General features: G+C 48.1%; 14 protein-coding genes and 1 tRNA gene. 12 read left to right on the forward strand and 3 right to left on the reverse strand.

Annotation, left to right across the window (positions count from 1 at the left end; translation table 11 throughout):
* Positions 1-11 precede the first annotated feature (11 nt).
* From cysN to Q8L79_RS07110, 3 genes are all read left to right on the forward strand, one after another.
* Positions 12-1,637, forward strand: a complete 1,626-nt coding sequence (gene cysN, locus Q8L79_RS07100) for a sulfate adenylyltransferase subunit CysN (RefSeq protein WP_305269536.1) — start codon at positions 12-14, stop codon at positions 1,635-1,637.
* 204 nt (positions 1,638-1,841) lie between these two features.
* Complete coding sequence (locus tag Q8L79_RS07105; RefSeq protein WP_305269538.1) at positions 1,842-3,101, forward strand: hypothetical protein; 1,260 nt, start codon at positions 1,842-1,844, stop codon at positions 3,099-3,101.
* Positions 3,094-4,380: a hypothetical protein gene (locus Q8L79_RS07110; protein WP_305269541.1), complete on the forward strand. Its 1,287-nt coding sequence runs from the start codon at positions 3,094-3,096 to the stop codon at positions 4,378-4,380. The genes Q8L79_RS07105 and Q8L79_RS07110 overlap by 8 nt, the downstream gene beginning before the upstream one ends.
* An 83-nt stretch (positions 4,381-4,463) precedes the next feature.
* Here Q8L79_RS07110 and Q8L79_RS07115 read toward each other — a convergent pair whose 3' ends face one another.
* Positions 4,464-4,976 carry a hypothetical protein gene (locus Q8L79_RS07115; RefSeq protein WP_305269544.1) on the reverse strand — a complete coding sequence of 171 codons (513 nt, stop codon included), beginning with the start codon at positions 4,974-4,976 and terminating at the stop codon, positions 4,464-4,466.
* 169 nt (positions 4,977-5,145) lie between these two features.
* The gene (fae, locus tag Q8L79_RS07120) at positions 5,146-5,697 is read right to left on the reverse strand and encodes a formaldehyde-activating enzyme (RefSeq protein WP_305269547.1); all 552 of its coding nucleotides are present in this window, start codon (positions 5,695-5,697) and stop codon (positions 5,146-5,148) included.
* A gap of 164 nt (positions 5,698-5,861) precedes the next feature.
* On the opposite strand from fae, the gene Q8L79_RS07125 reads away from it, so the two are divergent.
* The 4 genes from Q8L79_RS07125 to Q8L79_RS07140 all read left to right on the forward strand — a co-directional run bounded on the left by Q8L79_RS07125 (position 5,862) and on the right by Q8L79_RS07140 (position 13,082).
* The gene (locus Q8L79_RS07125) at positions 5,862-7,784 is read left to right on the forward strand and encodes an LTA synthase family protein (RefSeq protein ID WP_305269549.1); all 1,923 of its coding nucleotides are present in this window, start codon (positions 5,862-5,864) and stop codon (positions 7,782-7,784) included.
* A gap of 59 nt (positions 7,785-7,843) precedes the next feature.
* Positions 7,844-8,941, forward strand: coding sequence for a hypothetical protein (locus Q8L79_RS07130; RefSeq protein ID WP_305269552.1), 1,098 nt, complete (start codon positions 7,844-7,846; stop codon positions 8,939-8,941).
* 26 nt (positions 8,942-8,967) lie between these two features.
* Entirely contained in the window at positions 8,968-11,004 is a 2,037-nt protein-coding gene (locus tag Q8L79_RS07135) for a TonB-dependent receptor (protein WP_305269555.1), read from the forward strand.
* Positions 11,005-11,093: 89 nt separating this feature from the next.
* Positions 11,094-13,082: a bifunctional diguanylate cyclase/phosphodiesterase gene (locus Q8L79_RS07140; RefSeq protein WP_305269557.1), complete on the forward strand. Its 1,989-nt coding sequence runs from the start codon at positions 11,094-11,096 to the stop codon at positions 13,080-13,082.
* Positions 13,083-13,145: 63 nt separating this feature from the next.
* Here the strand turns inward: Q8L79_RS07140 and Q8L79_RS07145 are convergent, their stop codons facing one another.
* Complete coding sequence (locus tag Q8L79_RS07145; RefSeq protein ID WP_305269558.1) at positions 13,146-13,922, reverse strand: pentapeptide repeat-containing protein; 777 nt, start codon at positions 13,920-13,922, stop codon at positions 13,146-13,148.
* A gap of 482 nt (positions 13,923-14,404) precedes the next feature.
* Here Q8L79_RS07145 and Q8L79_RS07150 point away from each other — a divergent pair, with 482 nt between their 5' ends.
* The 5 genes from Q8L79_RS07150 to Q8L79_RS07170 all read left to right on the forward strand — a co-directional run bounded on the left by Q8L79_RS07150 (position 14,405) and on the right by Q8L79_RS07170 (position 17,983).
* Positions 14,405-15,016 carry a paraquat-inducible protein A gene (locus Q8L79_RS07150; RefSeq protein ID WP_305269584.1) on the forward strand — a complete coding sequence of 204 codons (612 nt, stop codon included), beginning with the start codon at positions 14,405-14,407 and terminating at the stop codon, positions 15,014-15,016.
* The gene (locus Q8L79_RS07155; protein WP_305269561.1) at positions 15,013-15,624 is read left to right on the forward strand and encodes a paraquat-inducible protein A; all 612 of its coding nucleotides are present in this window, start codon (positions 15,013-15,015) and stop codon (positions 15,622-15,624) included. Before Q8L79_RS07150 ends, Q8L79_RS07155 begins: the two co-directional genes overlap by 4 nt.
* Before the next feature lies 1 nt (position 15,625).
* Positions 15,626-17,206: an intermembrane transport protein PqiB gene (locus Q8L79_RS07160; RefSeq protein ID WP_305269564.1), complete on the forward strand. Its 1,581-nt coding sequence runs from the start codon at positions 15,626-15,628 to the stop codon at positions 17,204-17,206.
* A gap of 2 nt (positions 17,207-17,208) precedes the next feature.
* Positions 17,209-17,805, forward strand: a complete 597-nt coding sequence (locus Q8L79_RS07165) for a membrane integrity-associated transporter subunit PqiC (protein ID WP_305269566.1) — start codon at positions 17,209-17,211, stop codon at positions 17,803-17,805.
* Positions 17,806-17,907: 102 nt separating this feature from the next.
* Positions 17,908-17,983, forward strand: a tRNA-Lys gene (locus Q8L79_RS07170).
* The last annotated feature ends 187 nt before the right edge of the window (positions 17,984-18,170 follow it).

Raw genomic sequence — 18,170 nt, forward strand, 5'->3', positions numbered from 1 at the left:
GAACCTAACCCATGTCCCACCAATCCGATTTAATCAGTACCGATATTGACGCCTATCTGGCGCAACATGAACGCAAGGAATTATTGCGCTTTTTAACCTGCGGCAATGTCGACGACGGCAAAAGTACGCTGATCGGCCGTCTGCTGCACGACTCCAAAATGATCTATGAAGATCAACTGGCCGCCGTTCAGGCCGACAGCGTCAAATCAGGCACCACCGGCGCAGGCAAGATCGACCTGGCCTTGCTGGTTGACGGCCTGCAAGCCGAGCGCGAACAAGGCATTACCATTGACGTGGCCTACCGTTATTTTTCCACCGCCACGCGTAAGTTCATTATTGCCGACACACCGGGGCACGAGCAATACACCCGCAACATGGCGACCGGCGCTTCAACCTGCGATTTGGCGATTATCCTGATCGACGCCCGTTACGGCGTGCAAACCCAGACCAAACGGCACAGCTTTATCGCGTCATTACTGGGCATTCATCACATCATTGTTGCCGTCAATAAAATGGATTTGGTTGAGTACAGCGAAGCGACCTTTGACAAAATCAAACAGGATTATCTGAATTTCACCCAGTCGCTGGCTTTGCAGGACATCACCTTTATCCCGATGTCGGCGCTGGACGGCGATAACGTGGTCAATCCCAGCGAATACATGCCCTGGTTTACCGGCATGCCGTTAATGGAAGCGCTCAACAGCATCGAAATCGCCAATGACCGCAATTTCAGCGACGCCCGTTTTCCGGTTCAGTACGTCAACCGTCCCAATCTCGATTTTCGCGGTTTTTGCGGCACGGTAGCCTCCGGCATTTTCAAAAAAGGCGATAAGATCACTGCCCTGCCCTCAGGCAAAAGCAGTAAAATCAAGTCCATCGTGACCTATGACGGCGAACTGGAGCAAGCCTTTTCACCGATGGCCGTCACCTTGACGCTGGAAGACGAGATCGATATTAGCCGTGGCGATATGCTGATCGGCAGCGAACAAACTCCGGCAACCGTCTCGGACAAATTCAAAGCCACTATCGTCTGGATGGCTGAAAATGCGCTGGCGCCGGGTCGGCAATATACTATCAAGCTGGCGACGCGCAGCGTGTCGGGTTCTGTCGCGATGATTCACCATAGAATCGACGTCAACACTCTCGAACACCATGACGCGACCGAATTGCACTTGAATGAAATCGGTTCCTGCACGGTTTCAGTGAACGCGCCGGTGGTGTTTGATCCTTACCTGAGCCATAAAGGCACCGGCGCATTCATTATCATCGACCGCCTGACCAACGGCACCGTCGGCGCCGGCATGATTACCGGCAGCACCGATGAAGAAAGTTTGCAACCGGTCAGCCCGGAAGAACGCGCGGCTCGCTTCAGTCAAACAGCCACAGCAATTGCTTTGACCGGCTCAAACAGCAAAGAAGTCGCTTATCAACTGGAGCGGAAGTTATTCGACAACGGTCATGCATCGACTGTTTTAGAAACCCAAAATACATCGCTGATAGTCGCCATCAAAAATGCCGGGTTGATTTGTTTATGCGTTAATGACAGCGCCAATCTGGCGGATATGAATTTTGACAGCGATACACTGGCTATCGATGATATTTACAGCGCGTTAAAAGATCAAAAAATCATCTATTAATATAAGAAACAACAGCAAGAGCGGTTTCGGCCTAAAGCGCCCGCTTTGGACGCCCGCTCCTGCACGAGTACTTTCATTTTCTTGATTTATCGTTATTTTTAGCGAAAAAATCAATTCTGACATTGATATAAGATGATGTAAGATGAAAATATAGCGATCGATCTTTCAACCCGACACCACAAGCCTGAAAATCACTACCTTAAAATGAAAAATTCCGAATTCTCAAAAATAAGAGCTTCAGGCGTGGGCTATTTGATTAACAGTATCCAAACCTTATTTGTCGGTATGTTAAGGATCTGGACGATTCCGATTGTATTAATGCTGAGTGTCGCGTCAGGCTTTACCACTTACTACGGCTTGTCTCATTTTATTACCCCGTGGATTGCACTGGTTATTACCATAGCCATTCAATCCATTATTGTTATTTGTTCGCTGGAAATTGCCGGAATTCACTGGCAAGCCAACCGCCTCCGCTATTTTTCGGTGGTTTGCTCCCTGTTAATTGCGCTGACAGCCTCGGTTTCATTCTCTTATTTCAAATTTTATGAGATTTCAGAGCAGGACAATCTACACATTAACCGTCTAAATCAAATCAGAACCGATATAAAGTCCTACGTAGACCGCGTCCTGGTCATTAAAGGCAATGTTATAAAACAACAGCGTGCCGATATGGAAAAAGCGACGTTGGATGTACAGCAGGCCTATTTTGGAACACATGCGCAAATTGTTGAAGGCTATAAACATCAAGTCGGTGAAGGGCCTTTCTGGAAGCATTACAACCAGATTTATCAAGAGAAAAAGCAGCAACAAACAAAACTTGACCATGACTTTTCTGAATTGGACAAGGATGTTCAAAAGCTTCAAAGTAGCATCAGTGATCTGGATGTAGCGACGAATATTGAGAGCGCCTACTATGCAATGCTGGAGAACTTCCAGAGTGTACAACTGAAGATCAACCTGTTATCCGGCAGCATTGGGCAGTCCTTGCCGGAAGCGCCCTTATTGATGACTTACAAGCAGTTTACAGCCGATGTCCAACCTTCGGCGGCCATGTGGTCCGAGTTTTCACTATTCGCTTTCACTTGCGCGGCGATGGTTGATTTTTTCACCGTGTTGCTGTCATACCGCCTTGAATTCACTGCTCCCGGTCCATTAACCGCCGAAGAAGAAGACCTTGTTTTTGAATGTCTAAGGCAATTTACCGAGTTTCGAATCAATAAAAACGACGAACTTGAAATGACCATTGAGAAAACCGAAATGGAACGGGCAAAACGTTACTCCGACTGGTCAAGAATGTTTGCCGTAGGCTTATTATTAAGTCGCGGATTTTTAAGAAAAATCGATGATAAAACCGTCGAATTCGCCCCTAATCTTTACCCATTGATTGCCGAGAAAATGGGCGATAAAATTAATCAGTTGAAAGCCGGGGCTAACATTACCAGACAAGCAGATACTGATGAATAGCTCCAGAACTGAAATCGATAAATGGTTTATTGACGGCGTCTTGGCAAACGACGACCTCGCTATCTCAGAGGTATGGGAACCCGTTTTTGACGCGGATCGTCAGCTTGTCCATACCAAATTCGGCCCTTATTGGAAATTATTTTTACGCCCCGAAAGGTTTATTAAACGCTTTTATCACCGCGTTTATCCATTACCGATTGAAAATTGGCTGATTACTCAACAAATTAAACTTTACGACGGTTTTTGCACGATTGACGTAGTGCTGGATATTCGATTTCAGGCTTCACTGAAATATGCGCTTGGCAATATGGACATTTTGTCAGATATTAATGGGCATATAAAAAAAGCCTATGAAGATTTACTTATCAATTTGATAAATAAAGAGTTACTTAATTTATCGGATGGCTCATGGGTACAAAAAGGCGTAACCGATATTGAAAATAAAATCTCTTTAGCGGCTAGTGAAATGCTGATATTACAAAATATCCAATCACAAATATTATGCACATTAAAACCCTCATTTGAAGAATTTCCCGATGTACAACTGGCTCAGGAACATGTTTATTTATGCGTCCTTAAAAAAAGCTTTGAATTTAATGACACCAAAAGAGAGGAATTATTTCGTCAGGAGCAAGAAATTGAGCAACAAAAACTGGAACATAAACAAAAGCAGCTTGATCAATTAAATCGCGATGCCGAACTGGATCGCCTGAAGCAAGCTCAGGAAGCTTTAAATAGAAAGCTGTTGCTGGAAGAAAAAGAAAAACAGCTGCTCGAACAATTTGAAATTGAAAAGCGACTCCACGCCAAACAAGTTAAACAGGATAATAGCCTCAAGGAAATAACGCTGGAAGCGGATATTGAGGAACAACAAAAACACGAAGCCAGCCTGAGGCTTGCAGAACAAAAAACTCACATGGAATCATTGGCGCACCAGGCCAAGTTAAAAGAAAAAGAACTGGAAGCCGATATTGCCAAATATGAAAACCAGCAGGCCCGATGGAGAGAATCCAAGGATAAAATTCATGCTCAGCAAGTAGCCTTTGAGCAACGCCAGAAACAACTGGAATTCGATACCGGCGTTGAAAACCAAAAACGCCGTGAACAGCAGCGCCTTGAAATGCAAAAAGAAAGTTATCAAAAGAAGAAAGAATCCGATATTTATCTTCGCAGGGAAATCGAATTACTGACACTTGAAAAGCAACGTCTGGAGCTGCAATTAGCGATAAAGGATGCAAAAAAACAGGGGCATGACAATAATCCTCAGATTAAGGACTAGCCACATAGCTGCGCAGGACGGGTAGAGCGGGAGCTAAACCCGTCGCAACACTGTTCGCAGGGTCATGCATTACCGACTGGATTTTATATATCCATGACCAGCATCGGAATACCGTAAGTCGCAACAAAATAGCTAACCGCTAAAATAATGCTAACGCTCATTTTATACGAAAATAACTGCCGCAAAATATAACTGACGATCGCCAAATACCATCCCACCAGCAATATGGCTAAACTGATCGATATCTCTTCCCGGTATTCTTCCTTGTTCATCACCATTACAAAATCCAGTGCTTCGGCGGCAATTGCCAGCGTCATAATAAAGTTTTCGCAGACAAAAATAGCCGTGAACAGCTGATTAAAATACTGCCATTTCCTGATGACAAGCAATAACATGGCGATGGATGAAAACGCCATGATTGTTCGTAATGAAACTTCCAGCGTGCCATCGGCAGGGTCGGCAATCAGACCTTCCACAATAATCCCCGAAACAAGGTAGAACACCACTGTTTTCCACATAAATGATTTGGTGGGAACTAAGTCAGCAGGGTTATTTCTGAACCAGCAAAGCGAAAGGTATTTGATTAATAAGCTCATGGTAATGGTCTTTGTACTCAAGGAAAAGCGTAGATGTTGTAACGGCTTTATGCGATCAGCCTGATTATAATCGCTGTCAAAAGATCGATGTAGTCAAGGTTCCGCGTGGGCAAAGGATAAAGCCGTTTGCCCACTACAACTTAACTTAATTCAACCGCCGGGCTTATTTTTACCACTGGGACTCGCCGGTTTCAGGGTCGTACATTTCATGGACAATTTTGTGCCGGTTGGCGATTAGCTCTTCAATGCTGGGCGAATTACTCATGGCGCGGGAAATAGCCAGTTTCATCGCTTCATAATTAGTGCGATATAAATCTTTACGATCCAGATCGGGATTGGTGGCGCATTCAGGGGCAATCCAGAGCATTGCAATAATGCACAGCTCATTAGCCTGATCGGCAGGAATAACACCGGCGATAACGCTATCCAGAACCGCATCCGCCACTGCTGATTGCACGGGACCGCCGAACAGATTGACATAGTCGGTAGACTTGATGGTGACTTTGGGAACCATGATCGTCGCAGGCTTAACTTGCTGGTTGCAGGCTCGAATGGCGAACATCCGGGTATGCCCTGCGGTTTGCCCCATCAGGTTGGCAAACGCATTACCGGCAGGGCCTTTCACGCTACCTATCAATATTTCGGGCATGGCGTCCGTGCCTTGGCCGTCGCTGGAAAATACCGTCGCTTCGCCGGTCCTGAACCAAATTGTATCTGACATTGCGTACCCCAAAAAAGTGAAAAAAACGACCATTCTATGATGGATGAAGCAGGAGGCGCAAGGTCAAAGCCAAGAACGACTTTACACCGCCGTTCAGCAAGACGGGCTAAATTCTATGATAAAATAAGTTTTATATACCAAATAGATTCATACTTTCTAACTTAATGATCCTAAAGCTATTGCCTCTCCTTTCTACAACGCTGCTTTATGCGTTGTATTACCTGATCAGCACTTTCAAATTCGATGTACAAATATTGATTGCATCGGTGCCTTACGATTACCTCCTGCAACTGGTTGTCGCTTACGTGCTTTATGCCTTATCGAAACGGGTATGGATTTTTCTGGTAATTCATGCGCTGTTTATGGGGTTATTATATATAGGTAATGCGGTAAAAATATCATTTTTTGGCGGGCCGATTATGCCAGATGACGTTTTTGCCCTGCAATCGCTGCTTTTAATACTCGATGGCTGGCGATTTTTTGCCGCCGCCATACCGCTAGCCGCCATTGCCAGTCTGTTGTTGTTCAATTTCAGTATGCGCCATTGGAGTTCCTATCTGGCCAGCTTGGCTGTCATTTTGCTCGGCATCACCGTGACTTACAAGCCCGCCACCCTACTGGATCCTTTGGATGGTTACTTTGGCAACTCAGTATGGGATCAACGTTCAAATTACGTATGGCGCGGCGCAACGCTTTATACGCTACTGGAAAGCGCACGTTATTTTGCGGCAGCTGAGGTGATTCCTGACGCCGATATGGCTCAGGAGGCCGCCGACAAATTACTGGCCGCCAATTCCCCCGGCAACTGCTCCCTGCATGGCTCTGCCTCCTGCTCCCATGCAGTCGTACCGGTTGCAACATCTTCATCATCCTTGGCCGCCCCAAAAAAAGAGCCCGTCGCCAAAGCGTTTACGCCGCGCAACATCCATATCGTATTGCTGGAGTCTTTCTGGGACCCCAGCGCGCTAAAAAAAGCCAAGTACAAGCAAAACCCTCTTTCACCCGAGTTTCGCGAACTTTGGAAAAGCGCGGAATACTCGCATGCGCTGGCCCCGGTATTCGGCGGCTTTACCGCTAACTCCGAGTTTGAAGTGTTATGCGGGTTTCCGGCGCTAAAGGACGCAGTCAAATTTGAACGCCAATTGCTTAATGATGTGCCTTGTTTGCCGCATATCCTTGCCGACAAAGGCTACCGCACCATCGCTTCGCACCCCAACGTACCGGTGTTTTGGAACCGTGTTAATGCTTATAAACGCATGGGCTTCCAAACTTACTGGTCGCTGGAGGATTTTGTTCAGGACGACATGAATCGGGAATTTATGTCTGACAGTACGCTATACCGCCAGGTATTGGAGAAAATATCCGGGTCGATGGATGCCGAGCAACCGGTCCTGGATTATATCGTGACTTATTTCGGACACTGGAATTATCCGTTAAGTGAAAGCCGCCCCAATAAAATCAGTTCACCGTCTCCAATCGAGGAGGTATCGGCCTACGCCAACACGGTTTATTATAAATCACGGGAATTGATGGTATTTATCAATGAAATGCGCAAACGGGATCCGGAAGGCATTATCGTGGTTTTCGGCGATCACCTGCCTTTTTTAGGTGAAAATTTTGCAGGCTATGTCGAATCAGGCGTACTGACGGCCAATCGTAGCGACTTTTCGCCGACCATGTTCAAAACCTATGTGAGTACGCCGATGCTTATTATCGACGGTAAACGCGGACCGGTTAAGTTTGGTAGCCTTCCGCTTTATCAAGTGCCCAAGCTTTTACTCGATCTGCTCAACTTCAATGAACCGAGCATCATGGATTACACCGCGCCTTTACCCGGCATACGTGTACGGCCATTGCCGGGCCTGCATTTTAATATACTGGCAAACGGGACTGTGGATATGTGCAAAGAGCCGCCCTATTCGGAAGCTTGCCAGTTATCGTCCCGCTGGCTGGAGGATGTATCGCTGGTAAGCAATGATTTATTCATGGGTCGTCAGTTTACGCGCCCCAAATACATACCCGAGAAACAGCCTGAGTCGATACCGGCAGAGGTTGCTGTTTTACCAGAAAGTGGTGGAGGGAAATAGATTCGCATTAATTATTGGCGCAGTATACGTAACACAACCCGATCTACTGGAGAAAATTCATGCATAAAAATTTCACAGCAACTGCCTTTGGCATATTGCTGCTGTTTGCCGGAAACAGCACAGCCAATCAACTCAGCATTCCCTTGCAAATCGATTACAGTCTTATTAAAAAAGCACTGATCTCCCAGTTGTATACCGGCAAAGACAGTACCGCAGAGCTGTGGAACGATCGCCAGGGGTGCAGTTATTTAAGGCTTTCCAATCCCGACATTAACGGCAAAAACGGCCAAATCCAACTGTTAAACGAAGTCCAGGCGCGATTCGGAACCAGCTTGGGCGGACAATGTTTAACGGTTCTGGAATGGGCAGGGGTATTGGAAACTTTTCAGCAGCCGACGCTCGATTCGGGGCATTCCGTACTGAGTTTTCCGATCACCAGCGCGACCGCCTATGATCGTGAAGGCCATCATCTGACCATCACCAAACTTCAGGATTTAATCAAACGCTTTGCCGAACCCAAGCTTGCCGCAGTAAAAATCGATTTAAACGAATCCCGTGGCAAGATTGAACAAACGCTGGCGCATTTTTTACCCAAGGATAATGCGGCGGAAGTTAAGGAGATACTCAAATCGCTCAGGTTCAATAGCATCAATGCCGGAGATAATGGCATCGGCATTAAGCTTGATCTCAATGCACCGGCCAAAAGGGCTGTTGCAAAACCTGCTGCTGCCTTTAGCGAGGCCGAACAAAAACAGTGGCAATCCGCTTGGCAGCAATGGGATGCGTTTTTGACTTCAGCCATTAAACAGGCAGCCGACGACACAAAATCGCCGGAACTCCAAGAAACGCTGATGGAAATTCTGATGGATTCCCGGGAGGCTTTTCAGGCAGGCTTAAAAGACCATGATACGGACGGTGCCGATCCGGTGCGGGTATTTTTTACCGATACTTGGGGGCGTCTGGCGCCGGTATTAAAAATCATCGCCAAAGAACTGCCCGGCATACAAGGCTTACGCTATATCACTTTTATAGCGGCAACCGACGTGATTTACGAACTTGAAAGACTAGGCGCACCGTTCGGCCTGGATATTTCATCCGATGGACTGCGCACACTGGGGCGCATGCTCATAGCGGGTAAACAGCAGCAAGCGCCGTAACACAAGTCAAATTCCGGAACCAACACATGATCGTAACCCATCGCTATTTTAAACGCCGTCAAAGAGCGTCATCCGGCAAAAAATACCCGGCACCTGCCGTAGTGCTGAACGGTTTTTTACTGTGCCTGTCGACCGGCGCAATAGCCGGCGAAGCTTCCGCTCCTGCTCACGCCCCTCGCCTACGTCCTGTAGGCGAAGCTTCCGCTCCTCGGCAATCGCTCCTGCATTGCTCTACCTCCTGCATCCATGACAGTCGTGCTCACGCCCCTTCTGTAGGCAAGGACAAGATTTCATTAAATCCCATGACGGTTTACGATGACTTGGTTTATCCGGAATTAATCGAACAGCCGCGCATGCGTAATCAATTAGACAGAAATGCATTACAGGCTACCGAGATGTCCAATCTTAACGGGGTATTAAGAAGTCAGGGCGGCTTGATGCTCAGTCAGGGCAGCGGCCAGATGATGACCGGCATTAGTTTACGCGGCGCCAGTGGCGGACAAGGTCTGCTCACTTTGGACGGTGTTCCCTTATTTGCCAATTTTGCCGGGTTTTACTCGTTGAGCCATTATTCGCTGGATGCTTTAGACCGGGTAACGGTCACGCGAGGCTCGGGTGGCGAACGGCATGGCAGCCGTACACTCGGCGGAGCCATTCACTTGCAAACCCGACAACTACAGGAAAAGGATAACTTCTTGCGTATTGAAGGAGGCAGTTATGACACAGTGCGCGGTACTGCCGGCAGCGGATTGACGACAAAGGCCGGGGATTTTTCGGCCGTTGTCGGGCGCAGCGATGTTTTTAACGGCGTCAGCCAGGCACAAAACGGTGCAGAACGCGATGATTTCGGCATGACCCATGCTTCGGGCAACTGGTCTAAAGCGTTCAACCGGGGCGGCCTGGATGCATCAGTTTATTTTGTACGCACCCGTGAAGACATCGACGGTCCCGGTTTGGTATTGCCAAGGCGCACCATAGGCTGGGTGGACGATAAACGCGGCCGGTTTTCGGATGAGACCTGGGTGGCGCAGTTGCGCGGTCAATATGATCTGGCCTCGTATTGGAACAGTTCGCTGCAATTCGGCTTTACCCAAGATCGGCAAAAAATGGAATCGACCGCAATCAGGCCGTTTTCGCTGACCAACCAGTTATTCATGCTGGACTGGAAAAACACCCATCGCTTGCCGCTGAGCACGGATAATCAGGATCAGGCGTTGCTGGTGTGGGGGATTAACACCCAACACCAGCAGGTACTGAATTTGCCGGTGACACAGACGGTGGTCAGTCCCAACGTGCGTGGGGAATTAAGCATGGGCGCTTGGCAATGGAGCGCCGATGCACGTTTCGATCATGGCGAAGATTATGGCGATCATCAGGTGTTTTCGCTGGGCGTGAACCGGGCTTTGCCGCAAAACATGAGTGTGTGGGCCAACGGCGGCACCGGCTATCGCCAGCCCGGCGTCAATGAACTCGTGCACCCCGTATTCGGCAATCGGGCTTTGCAGGGAGAGCATAATGCCGGCGGTGAAATCGGCTGGCGCTGGCGTCCATTGCCAGAGAGTGAAGTCAAGGTGAGCGCTTATTATCAAAATTATCAGCACATGATTACCATGCAACTGGATTCAAGAACCGGCATATCCAGGGCGGGTAACATACAGGAAGCGGATATCCGGGGCGCAGAGATGCAATCCCAACACCGCTGGACCAGCGTCTGGGAAAGCGGTTTAAATTACAGTTATATGACTACCAAAAATCCGGTAACGCAGCTGCGCATACCGGCACGACCCGAGCACCAAAGTGTATTCTGGAATGAAGTGCAATTGTTACGGCCGTTAAAGTTACGGGTGGAATTAACCGTTCGTAGCGGTTACTGGTTTGATGTAGCCAATACCCTAAGAGCCCGTCCCGCGCCTCGCGTCAACGCCCTGCTAAAATATCAGCTGACGTCGAAAACGGATTTATATTTACGCGGCGAAAATATCACCGATGAACGTACTCCCGAGATTAATGATTTTAATTTTAACGGCGCAGCGTTCTATTTGGGGCTGCGTACCGGCTTTTAAAGCGGCGAAAAAATCACGCTAAAACAAATATTTATCCGGACTGACAATAGCGTCTCTCAATCAGGCATATTAAAAAATAATTTTAGTCGATGAAATTTGATTTATTAACAATCCTGATGGCTTATCTCATCGTCGATGCGGTTTTTGCCATTGCTTTTGCAGTAACGGTTCGTCGACACCCCACTCTTGTCGGGCCGGGCTGGTGGCTTGGTGCCTGTATAGCATTTTTTATGGGCTTTCTGGGGTTATGCCTGCGAGGCGTTATTCCGGATAGTGTATCCATTGTCATTGCAAACTCACTGATCCTTGGCGGCGGCGTCTGCGTATGGATAGGCATCCGCGGCTTTTTTGAACTTCGCTGGCATTGGTCGTTATTCGCTCTGCTTGTTCTGCCTGCTACAGTGTTGCTCAGTTTGTTCATGGTCGTCTGGCCGTCCGTATCGGCGCGGCAGATAACCATGTCGGTATTTATCATACTGACAAGCTTATTGGCAATTCGCGACATCCTTCGTCAGCGCAGCTTTGCGCTGATCATGGAAACCAACCTCCTGATTGGATTTCTTGGCGCAGAGGCATTTATCCATTTTATCCGCATGTTCATCCTCATCATGACGCCAGCCTCTACAGGCAGTTACATACTGTCACCGCATCAGCCTGACAGGGTCTTTTTTATGTTGCTGTTCATTACCGGCACCGCCCGACTGCTTATTATGTCCACATTAGTCAGCGCCCGACTGCAAGACGAACTCAACCAACTTGCAACGCAGGATTCCTTAACGCAACTGCCTAACCGCCGTTTTCTGCTGGAACGCCTAAAACACGGCATCGACGTGGAACGGCGCGACGGCAAACAATTGGCATTGTTAATGCTCGATTTGGATCGTTTTAAAGACGTTAATGACAGCTTGGGCCATGCTGCCGGAGATGAGTTGCTGCAACAGGTCGCCGGTCGTATCCAGACCCGGCTGCGCGATGTGGACATGGTGGCGCGCCTGGGCGGCGATGAATTTATCGTGTTGCTGGAAGATATTGCGCATCCCGAAGATGCGGCACGGGTGGCGGAAGAAATAGTCGCCGATTTAAGCAGGCCGTTTCAATTACCCGGCAGCAATGAAGCCGACCATGAGCCGGATCGTGAGGTACAGATCGGCGTCAGCATCGGCATTAGTCTGTATCCGCAACACGGCAATAACCCTGAACTCCTGATGGAACAGGCCGATACCGCCATGTACGAGGCCAAACAGGCCGGACGCGGCTGCTTCGCCTATTTCTCCGAAGAGCTTACCATTTCCGTGCGCAAGCGTATCGCTTTGGAAGGTCGCTTGCGTCGAGGCATTGAACAACAGGAATTACGGGTTTTTTACCAGCCGCAGATAGATATTGCCAGCGGTCGGATCGTCGGTGCCGAAGCGCTGGTGCGCTGGCAAAGTCCAACCGAAGGACTTATCCCGCCGATTAATTTTATTCCCATTGCCGAAGAAACCGGCCTGATTCTCGCCATTGGCGAATGGGTGTTGCGTGAAACCTGTCGCCAAGGTCAATGCTGGCTGGCAGACGGTTTTTTGCCGCTAACCCTGGCGGTCAATGTCTCGCCGCAACAGTTTCGTCGCTGCGATATTAACGCGCTGGTCGCGGAAGTACTGGCCGAAACCGGTTTTCCGGCCGGACAATTGGAGTTGGAAATGACCGAAAGCGGATTAATGGATAATCAGGATAAAGCGGTCGAAGTGCTCAATAATCTGCGTGCTCAGGGCATTCGTCTGGCCATTGACGACTTCGGCACCGGTTATTCGTCGCTGGCCTATCTCAAACGCTTCCCATTAGACGTGCTGAAAATCGACAAAAGCTTTATCGACGATATTCCGCATCTTCAAGATGACATGGAAATCACCGCCACTATTATTGCGATGGGGCATATTCTAGGCTTTAAAGTTTTGGCGGAAGGCGTAGAAACGCAGGAACAGTTAGATTTTTTACGAATGAAAGGTTGCGATGCCTATCAGGGTTATTTCACCAGCAAGCCGGTACCGGCAGAAGATTTTGCTGAATTACTGAGGGCGCAACACAAGAATGGATGATGATTCAGGTATCGTGTAAGGGCAACCGATCGGCCACCCTTTTTGCTTCTTACTTCTATTTTGTCACTCAAAAATAGCCGCTTCAAGATTTTTACTGGAAATCAAGCCTTTCAAAACCGATTTATCCTTGATACCGCCAAACCGGGTACCTGCCAGGTTAGCGCCGGTAAAATCAGCATCTTCCAATTTGCTTTCGGACAAATCCGCTCCCGATAAATCGGCATCGGTCAAATCGGCTCCGGAAAGATCAACGCCAAATAACACCGTGTTTTTCAGCACACTCCCGGAAAGATTGGCATGGCGCATCAACGCACGATTAAGGTTAGCATCAGACAAATTAGCGCCCGATAAATTGGCATTATTCAAGCTGACCCGCATTAAACCCATAGGTTGATTCTTCATATCAACACCCCAATTGGCATTGGACAGATTGGCGTGGCTAAGGTTGGAACGATCCAAATTGGCAATAAACCGGCTGCCGGTAAGATTGGCGTTACTCAAATTAGCGCCGCCCATATGTACGCCAAAAATACTGACGTTGGACAAATTAGCGCCGGAAAGGTTAATTTTTGACATCACCGTTAAATCCAGATTAAGACCGGACAAGTCGCTGTTGCTTAAATTGGCGTTGCGTAAATCCGAACCCCATAGGTCGGCATTCCTGAAATCCAGTCCGGATAAATCCAGTCCGGTAAGATCTTTCCGGCGCAACTGCGCGGGGTGACCTTTTTCAGCATTGGCAAGCTTGTGTTGTACAGATGCCCGATTAAACTCAGCCGCCGATGCCGACAGACAAAACAATGCGGCTAACAAGCCCAGACCGTAAAAATGGATTTTCATGTGTATACCTCCTGGTGGATACATGGAATCGAAATAGTTAGTAGAACTTTATCGACAGTTCCGCACTATTGCAACCGGGGAATGGAAATTGTCGGTTGTATTATGGGGTTCAATAAGATGTGCAAAAATTTTGCAGGTCGGGCATCCACATTAGGCGCTTTAGGCGACCGCTTTTCGTTGCCCGATATTTTGATGTCCGATCGTGGAACAGTGGCGAGTGTAACCCGAAATCTGTAGCCATATTAACGATTGAAAATGTCGGACATAAGTATCGACACAAACCACATCGCGTCATTCCGGCAGGGATTCACTGCGGGCTGTCCTGCCCAAAGCCCTTCGGGTTAAAATGCAAATCCGTTCCAGAGGGATTTGTGGCGGACCCGTTAGAGCGCGTAGCGAATCCACACGTCCCTAAAGCTCAAAATGACAACAGGCGCATTGGCGAGGATAATAGCAACCACACACTGAATATTACCCGCAACATGAATCAAATAGACTTCACCGCCTGTCCCGAGTGCGATTTATTGCTTAACCCCGCCCAACCTGTGGTCGGTGACAAGGCGCACTGTCCCCGTTGCGGCTATCTGCTGCAACGCCCCCGCAAAGAAAGTATCGAGCGCACTTTTGCGCTGTCTTTCGCCGGGTTGATTTTGATATTCCCGGCCAATTTGATGCCGTTGGTTGGCATCAAAATGCTGGGCGGCGCTAAGGATGGCACCTTGTGGTCGGGCGTGGTTGCGTTATTTGAAGAACACCTGTGGGGCGTCGCGGTACTGGTGTTTTTATCCAGCATTTTGTTTCCGCTGCTGAATATTATTTTATCCTTGCTGATCAGCGCGCATCTTTATTTCAAAAAACCGAGCCGGCATCTGGCCCACTGGATGCGCTGGTTGCAACACATGGATGAATGGGCGATGCTGGAAGTTTATATGCTGGGAATTATTGTCGCCTGCGTTAAGCTTTCTTCCACGTCTGAACTTAAATTCGGTTTTGGGCTCTATGCATTCGTTGCCTTGCTGATCGTAACCGGCATGCTGACGAGCAGTCTGGATAAGGTTCTGTTCTGGCGGCAAATCGGGCAATTAAGAAAATGAAATTCAAAAAAACTGCCCTGGCTCAGGGTTTTATCCGTTGTCATGATTGCGGCTGTTTATCGAAACAGTCCGACAAAAGCAGGCTTTGCCGGTTATGCGGCGGCCATTTGCATCCGCGGCTGCCCAATAGTTTTCAACGTACCGCCGCATTGCTGCTGAGTGCCTTCTGTTTGTATATTCCGGCCAATATTTTCCCGATCATGACCGTTACGCGCCTGGGCGTCGGTGAGCCGCACACTATTATCGGCGGCATTATGGCGTTAATTCACGGCAACATGGTGCCCATAGCCATTCTGGTTCTGGTCGCCAGCATTCTGGTACCCTTATTAAAATTACTGGGGCTCAGTCTGCTGTTACTCCTCGTTCATTATCGCTGGCAAGCCCATGCAAAAAAATGGACTATCATGTACCGAATTATCGCTTTTGTAGGCCGCTGGTCAATGTTGGATATTTTTATGATTTCAATTCTTGTGTCTTTGGTTGACATGGGCAGTGTGGCTCAGGTTATCGCAGGGCCTGCGGCAACAGCATTTGCTGCGGTCGTGGTATTAACCATGCTTGCCGCCAAAAATTTCGATCCTCGATTAATATGGGATAATCAACGCTAACATGAATGACTTTATCGACCCTGATGCATCAGAAGTAACCATCAATAAAAAAACCGAATTGCCGCTGGTGTGGTTTTTACCCTTAATCGCCTTGCTGGTCAGCGGTTGGTTAATTGCCAAATCCTACAATGAAAAAGGCCCGGTTATCACGATCAGCTTCCCGACTGCTGAAGGTCTGGAAGTGGACAAAACAAAAATCAGATACCTGAATGTAGAAATCGGCAAAGTCACTGCGATCTCCATCAGTGACGACTTGAAAACCATTCTGATTACCGCGCAAATGAACAGCACTGCCGCCGGTTATTTGAACAAAAACACCAGTTTCTGGGTGGTACGACCCCAAGTGGGCCTGGGTGGCATTTCAGGGCTGGGCACGCTGCTCTCCGGGCCTTATATAGCGATCAAACCGGGTGATGGTCCCAGAGAAGATCACTTTACCGGGCTGACCATCCCGCCCTCGTTAAAAAACAACACCGAAGGGACGCACATCATACTGGAAACCAACAATCTGGGCTCTTTGAAGCAGGGAACGCCGATTAATTTTCACGGCATAACCGTAGGCGAGGTCCTCAGTCACAAGTTATCCGACGAAGCCAATGCCATACGCCTGACCGTTTTTATCAACAAACCCTACGACCAGTTCATCAGGAAAAATACCCGCTTTTGGATAGACAGCGGCGTCGATTTATCTGCCAGCGCCGACGGCTTTAAAGTCAGAACAGGGCCTTTGATTTCTTTATTAAGCGGCGGTATTGCCTTTCGTGCCTCTGCTGAGGATACGATTGAAAATATCCAGCCTGAAAACAGCATATTTCAACTGTACGATACCTATGAGCAATCGACCCAGATTGTTTATCAAAACACCTTAAAATATGTCATGTATTTTAACGGTTCGCTACGCGGACTGACCGTAGGCGCGCCGGTGCAATTACGCGGCATTCCGATTGGCAAAGTCACCGACATCAATCTGGAGCTGGACAAGAAGACCGCTGAAATTCACATTCCGGTCACCGTGGAACTGGAACCGGAGCGCATCAAGGAAATCAATAACGAGAACCACATCAGCGATAAAGACATTATGGCGCAGCTGATTAATAAAGGCCTGCGCGCCCAATTACAGACCGGCAGCCTGTTGACGGGACAACTGCTGGTCGATCTTGATTTCCACCCGAAAAGCAAGATTGTGTTAAGCGACAATCAAAGCGTCTATCCTGAGTTCCCCACTACCGCCAGCTCATTGGATCAATTTACCCATTCTGCCCACATCATTATGGATAAAGTCGCCAAACTGCCGCTGGAGGATTTAACTGCTGAAGCCAATAAAACCCTGCAATCGTTACAAGGTACGTCAAAGGCTGCAACCGGCATGCTGGCCACTGCTCAAGGTACGCTTGATACGGCTGATAAAACTATGGCGTCGGCGCACCAGGTATTAAGCATTATGGAACCCGGCTCTAGCACTCACTACGAATTGGAGCAATTACTGCAAGAGCTTACCCAGGCGGCAAGCTCGGTTAAGCAACTGACCGACTATCTGGAACAAAATCCCACTTCATTAATTCGCGGCAAAAAAGAGCAGTAATTATGGCAAAGCAACTCTCAAAATGGTTAATCTCTGTTTCCGCCTGCACTCTGCTGTCCGCATGCATATCGACGCCACCGACCCAATTTTATGTATTGGAACCGCTGATTGAGTCACCTTCATTCTCATCGGCAACGGAAAAAAAACGCCAGATCGGCATAGGCCCGGTATCCATACCGACCTTACTTGAGCGTAAACAAATTGTCACCCGGTTGCCGGATAGCGGCGTAAAAATCGCAGAATTTCATCAGTGGGCATCGCCTTTAAAAAATAATGTCACACAAGTGCTAACCCATAATCTGGCGACACTTCAAGCAGACGACCTGATCAGGGCCTATCCCTGGAGCGCATACGGAGCGGTCGATTATCGCATCATAGTCGACATCATCAGATTCGACACCCGCCCTGAGCAGAGCGTAAACCTTGAAGCCAATTGGGCGATAATGAATGAAAAAAACCATACCTTGATAAGCAATGGTCGAACCAAAATTGAACGCCCATTAAATGATTCTTCTTACCCGTCTACCGTCAAAGCGCTCAGTAAAATTCTTAGTGAATTCAGTCAGGAATTATCTATAGCGCTGGCTAAAATAAAGTAAAAGCCTTGTAAAATAAGCGCTGCAAGTAGAGCTGAACCATTTTATTCTTGGATTTACTTAAGAAATCCTATAAAATTGTCCGGAGTTGTTAGACATACAATTGGGGTGTTAGCTCAGTTGGTAGAGCAGTGGACTCTTAATCCATGGGTCCAGGGTTCGAATCCCTGACGCCCCACCAATAATATGAAGGCCTTACAGATTTATATCTGCAAGGCCTTTTTTATTTACAGCGCCATGTAACCGCATTTATTAAATACTCCAGCGCAAATTTTCAGTACCTGGCCGGTACAAAACACCCGCAATGTTTATCAACACTTTAAGCACAAAAAAGCTGCAATAACGCGACAATAAGTTAACGCGGCAAA

Origin of the sequence: Methylobacter sp. (assembly GCF_030680395.1) — a bacterium.
Taxonomy (GTDB): Bacteria; Pseudomonadota; Gammaproteobacteria; order Methylococcales; family Methylomonadaceae; genus Methylobacter_A.

Bases quoted from the DNA above. Each gene is read 5' to 3' on its own strand.
- Q8L79_RS07105 (WP_305269538.1), top strand. From the start codon at position 1,842: ATGAAAAATTCCGAATTCTCAAAAATAAGAGCTTCAGGCGTGGGCTAT.
- Q8L79_RS07135 (WP_305269555.1), top strand. From the start codon at position 8,968: ATGATCGTAACCCATCGCTATTTTAAACGCCGTCAAAGAGCGTCATCC.
- Q8L79_RS07130 (WP_305269552.1), top strand. From the start codon at position 7,844: ATGCATAAAAATTTCACAGCAACTGCCTTTGGCATATTGCTGCTGTTT.
- Q8L79_RS07150 (WP_305269584.1), top strand. From the start codon at position 14,405: ATGAATCAAATAGACTTCACCGCCTGTCCCGAGTGCGATTTATTGCTT.
- cysN (WP_305269536.1), top strand. From the start codon at position 12: ATGTCCCACCAATCCGATTTAATCAGTACCGATATTGACGCCTATCTG.
- fae (WP_305269547.1), bottom strand. From the start codon at position 5,697: ATGTCAGATACAATTTGGTTCAGGACCGGCGAAGCGACGGTATTTTCC.
- Q8L79_RS07155 (WP_305269561.1), top strand. From the start codon at position 15,013: ATGAAATTCAAAAAAACTGCCCTGGCTCAGGGTTTTATCCGTTGTCAT.
- Q8L79_RS07165 (WP_305269566.1), top strand. From the start codon at position 17,209: ATGGCAAAGCAACTCTCAAAATGGTTAATCTCTGTTTCCGCCTGCACT.
- Q8L79_RS07160 (WP_305269564.1), top strand. From the start codon at position 15,626: ATGAATGACTTTATCGACCCTGATGCATCAGAAGTAACCATCAATAAA.
- Q8L79_RS07145 (WP_305269558.1), bottom strand. From the start codon at position 13,922: ATGAAAATCCATTTTTACGGTCTGGGCTTGTTAGCCGCATTGTTTTGT.
- Q8L79_RS07140 (WP_305269557.1), top strand. From the start codon at position 11,094: ATGAAATTTGATTTATTAACAATCCTGATGGCTTATCTCATCGTCGAT.
- Q8L79_RS07110 (WP_305269541.1), top strand. From the start codon at position 3,094: ATGAATAGCTCCAGAACTGAAATCGATAAATGGTTTATTGACGGCGTC.
- Q8L79_RS07115 (WP_305269544.1), bottom strand. From the start codon at position 4,976: ATGAGCTTATTAATCAAATACCTTTCGCTTTGCTGGTTCAGAAATAAC.
- Q8L79_RS07125 (WP_305269549.1), top strand. From the start codon at position 5,862: ATGATCCTAAAGCTATTGCCTCTCCTTTCTACAACGCTGCTTTATGCG.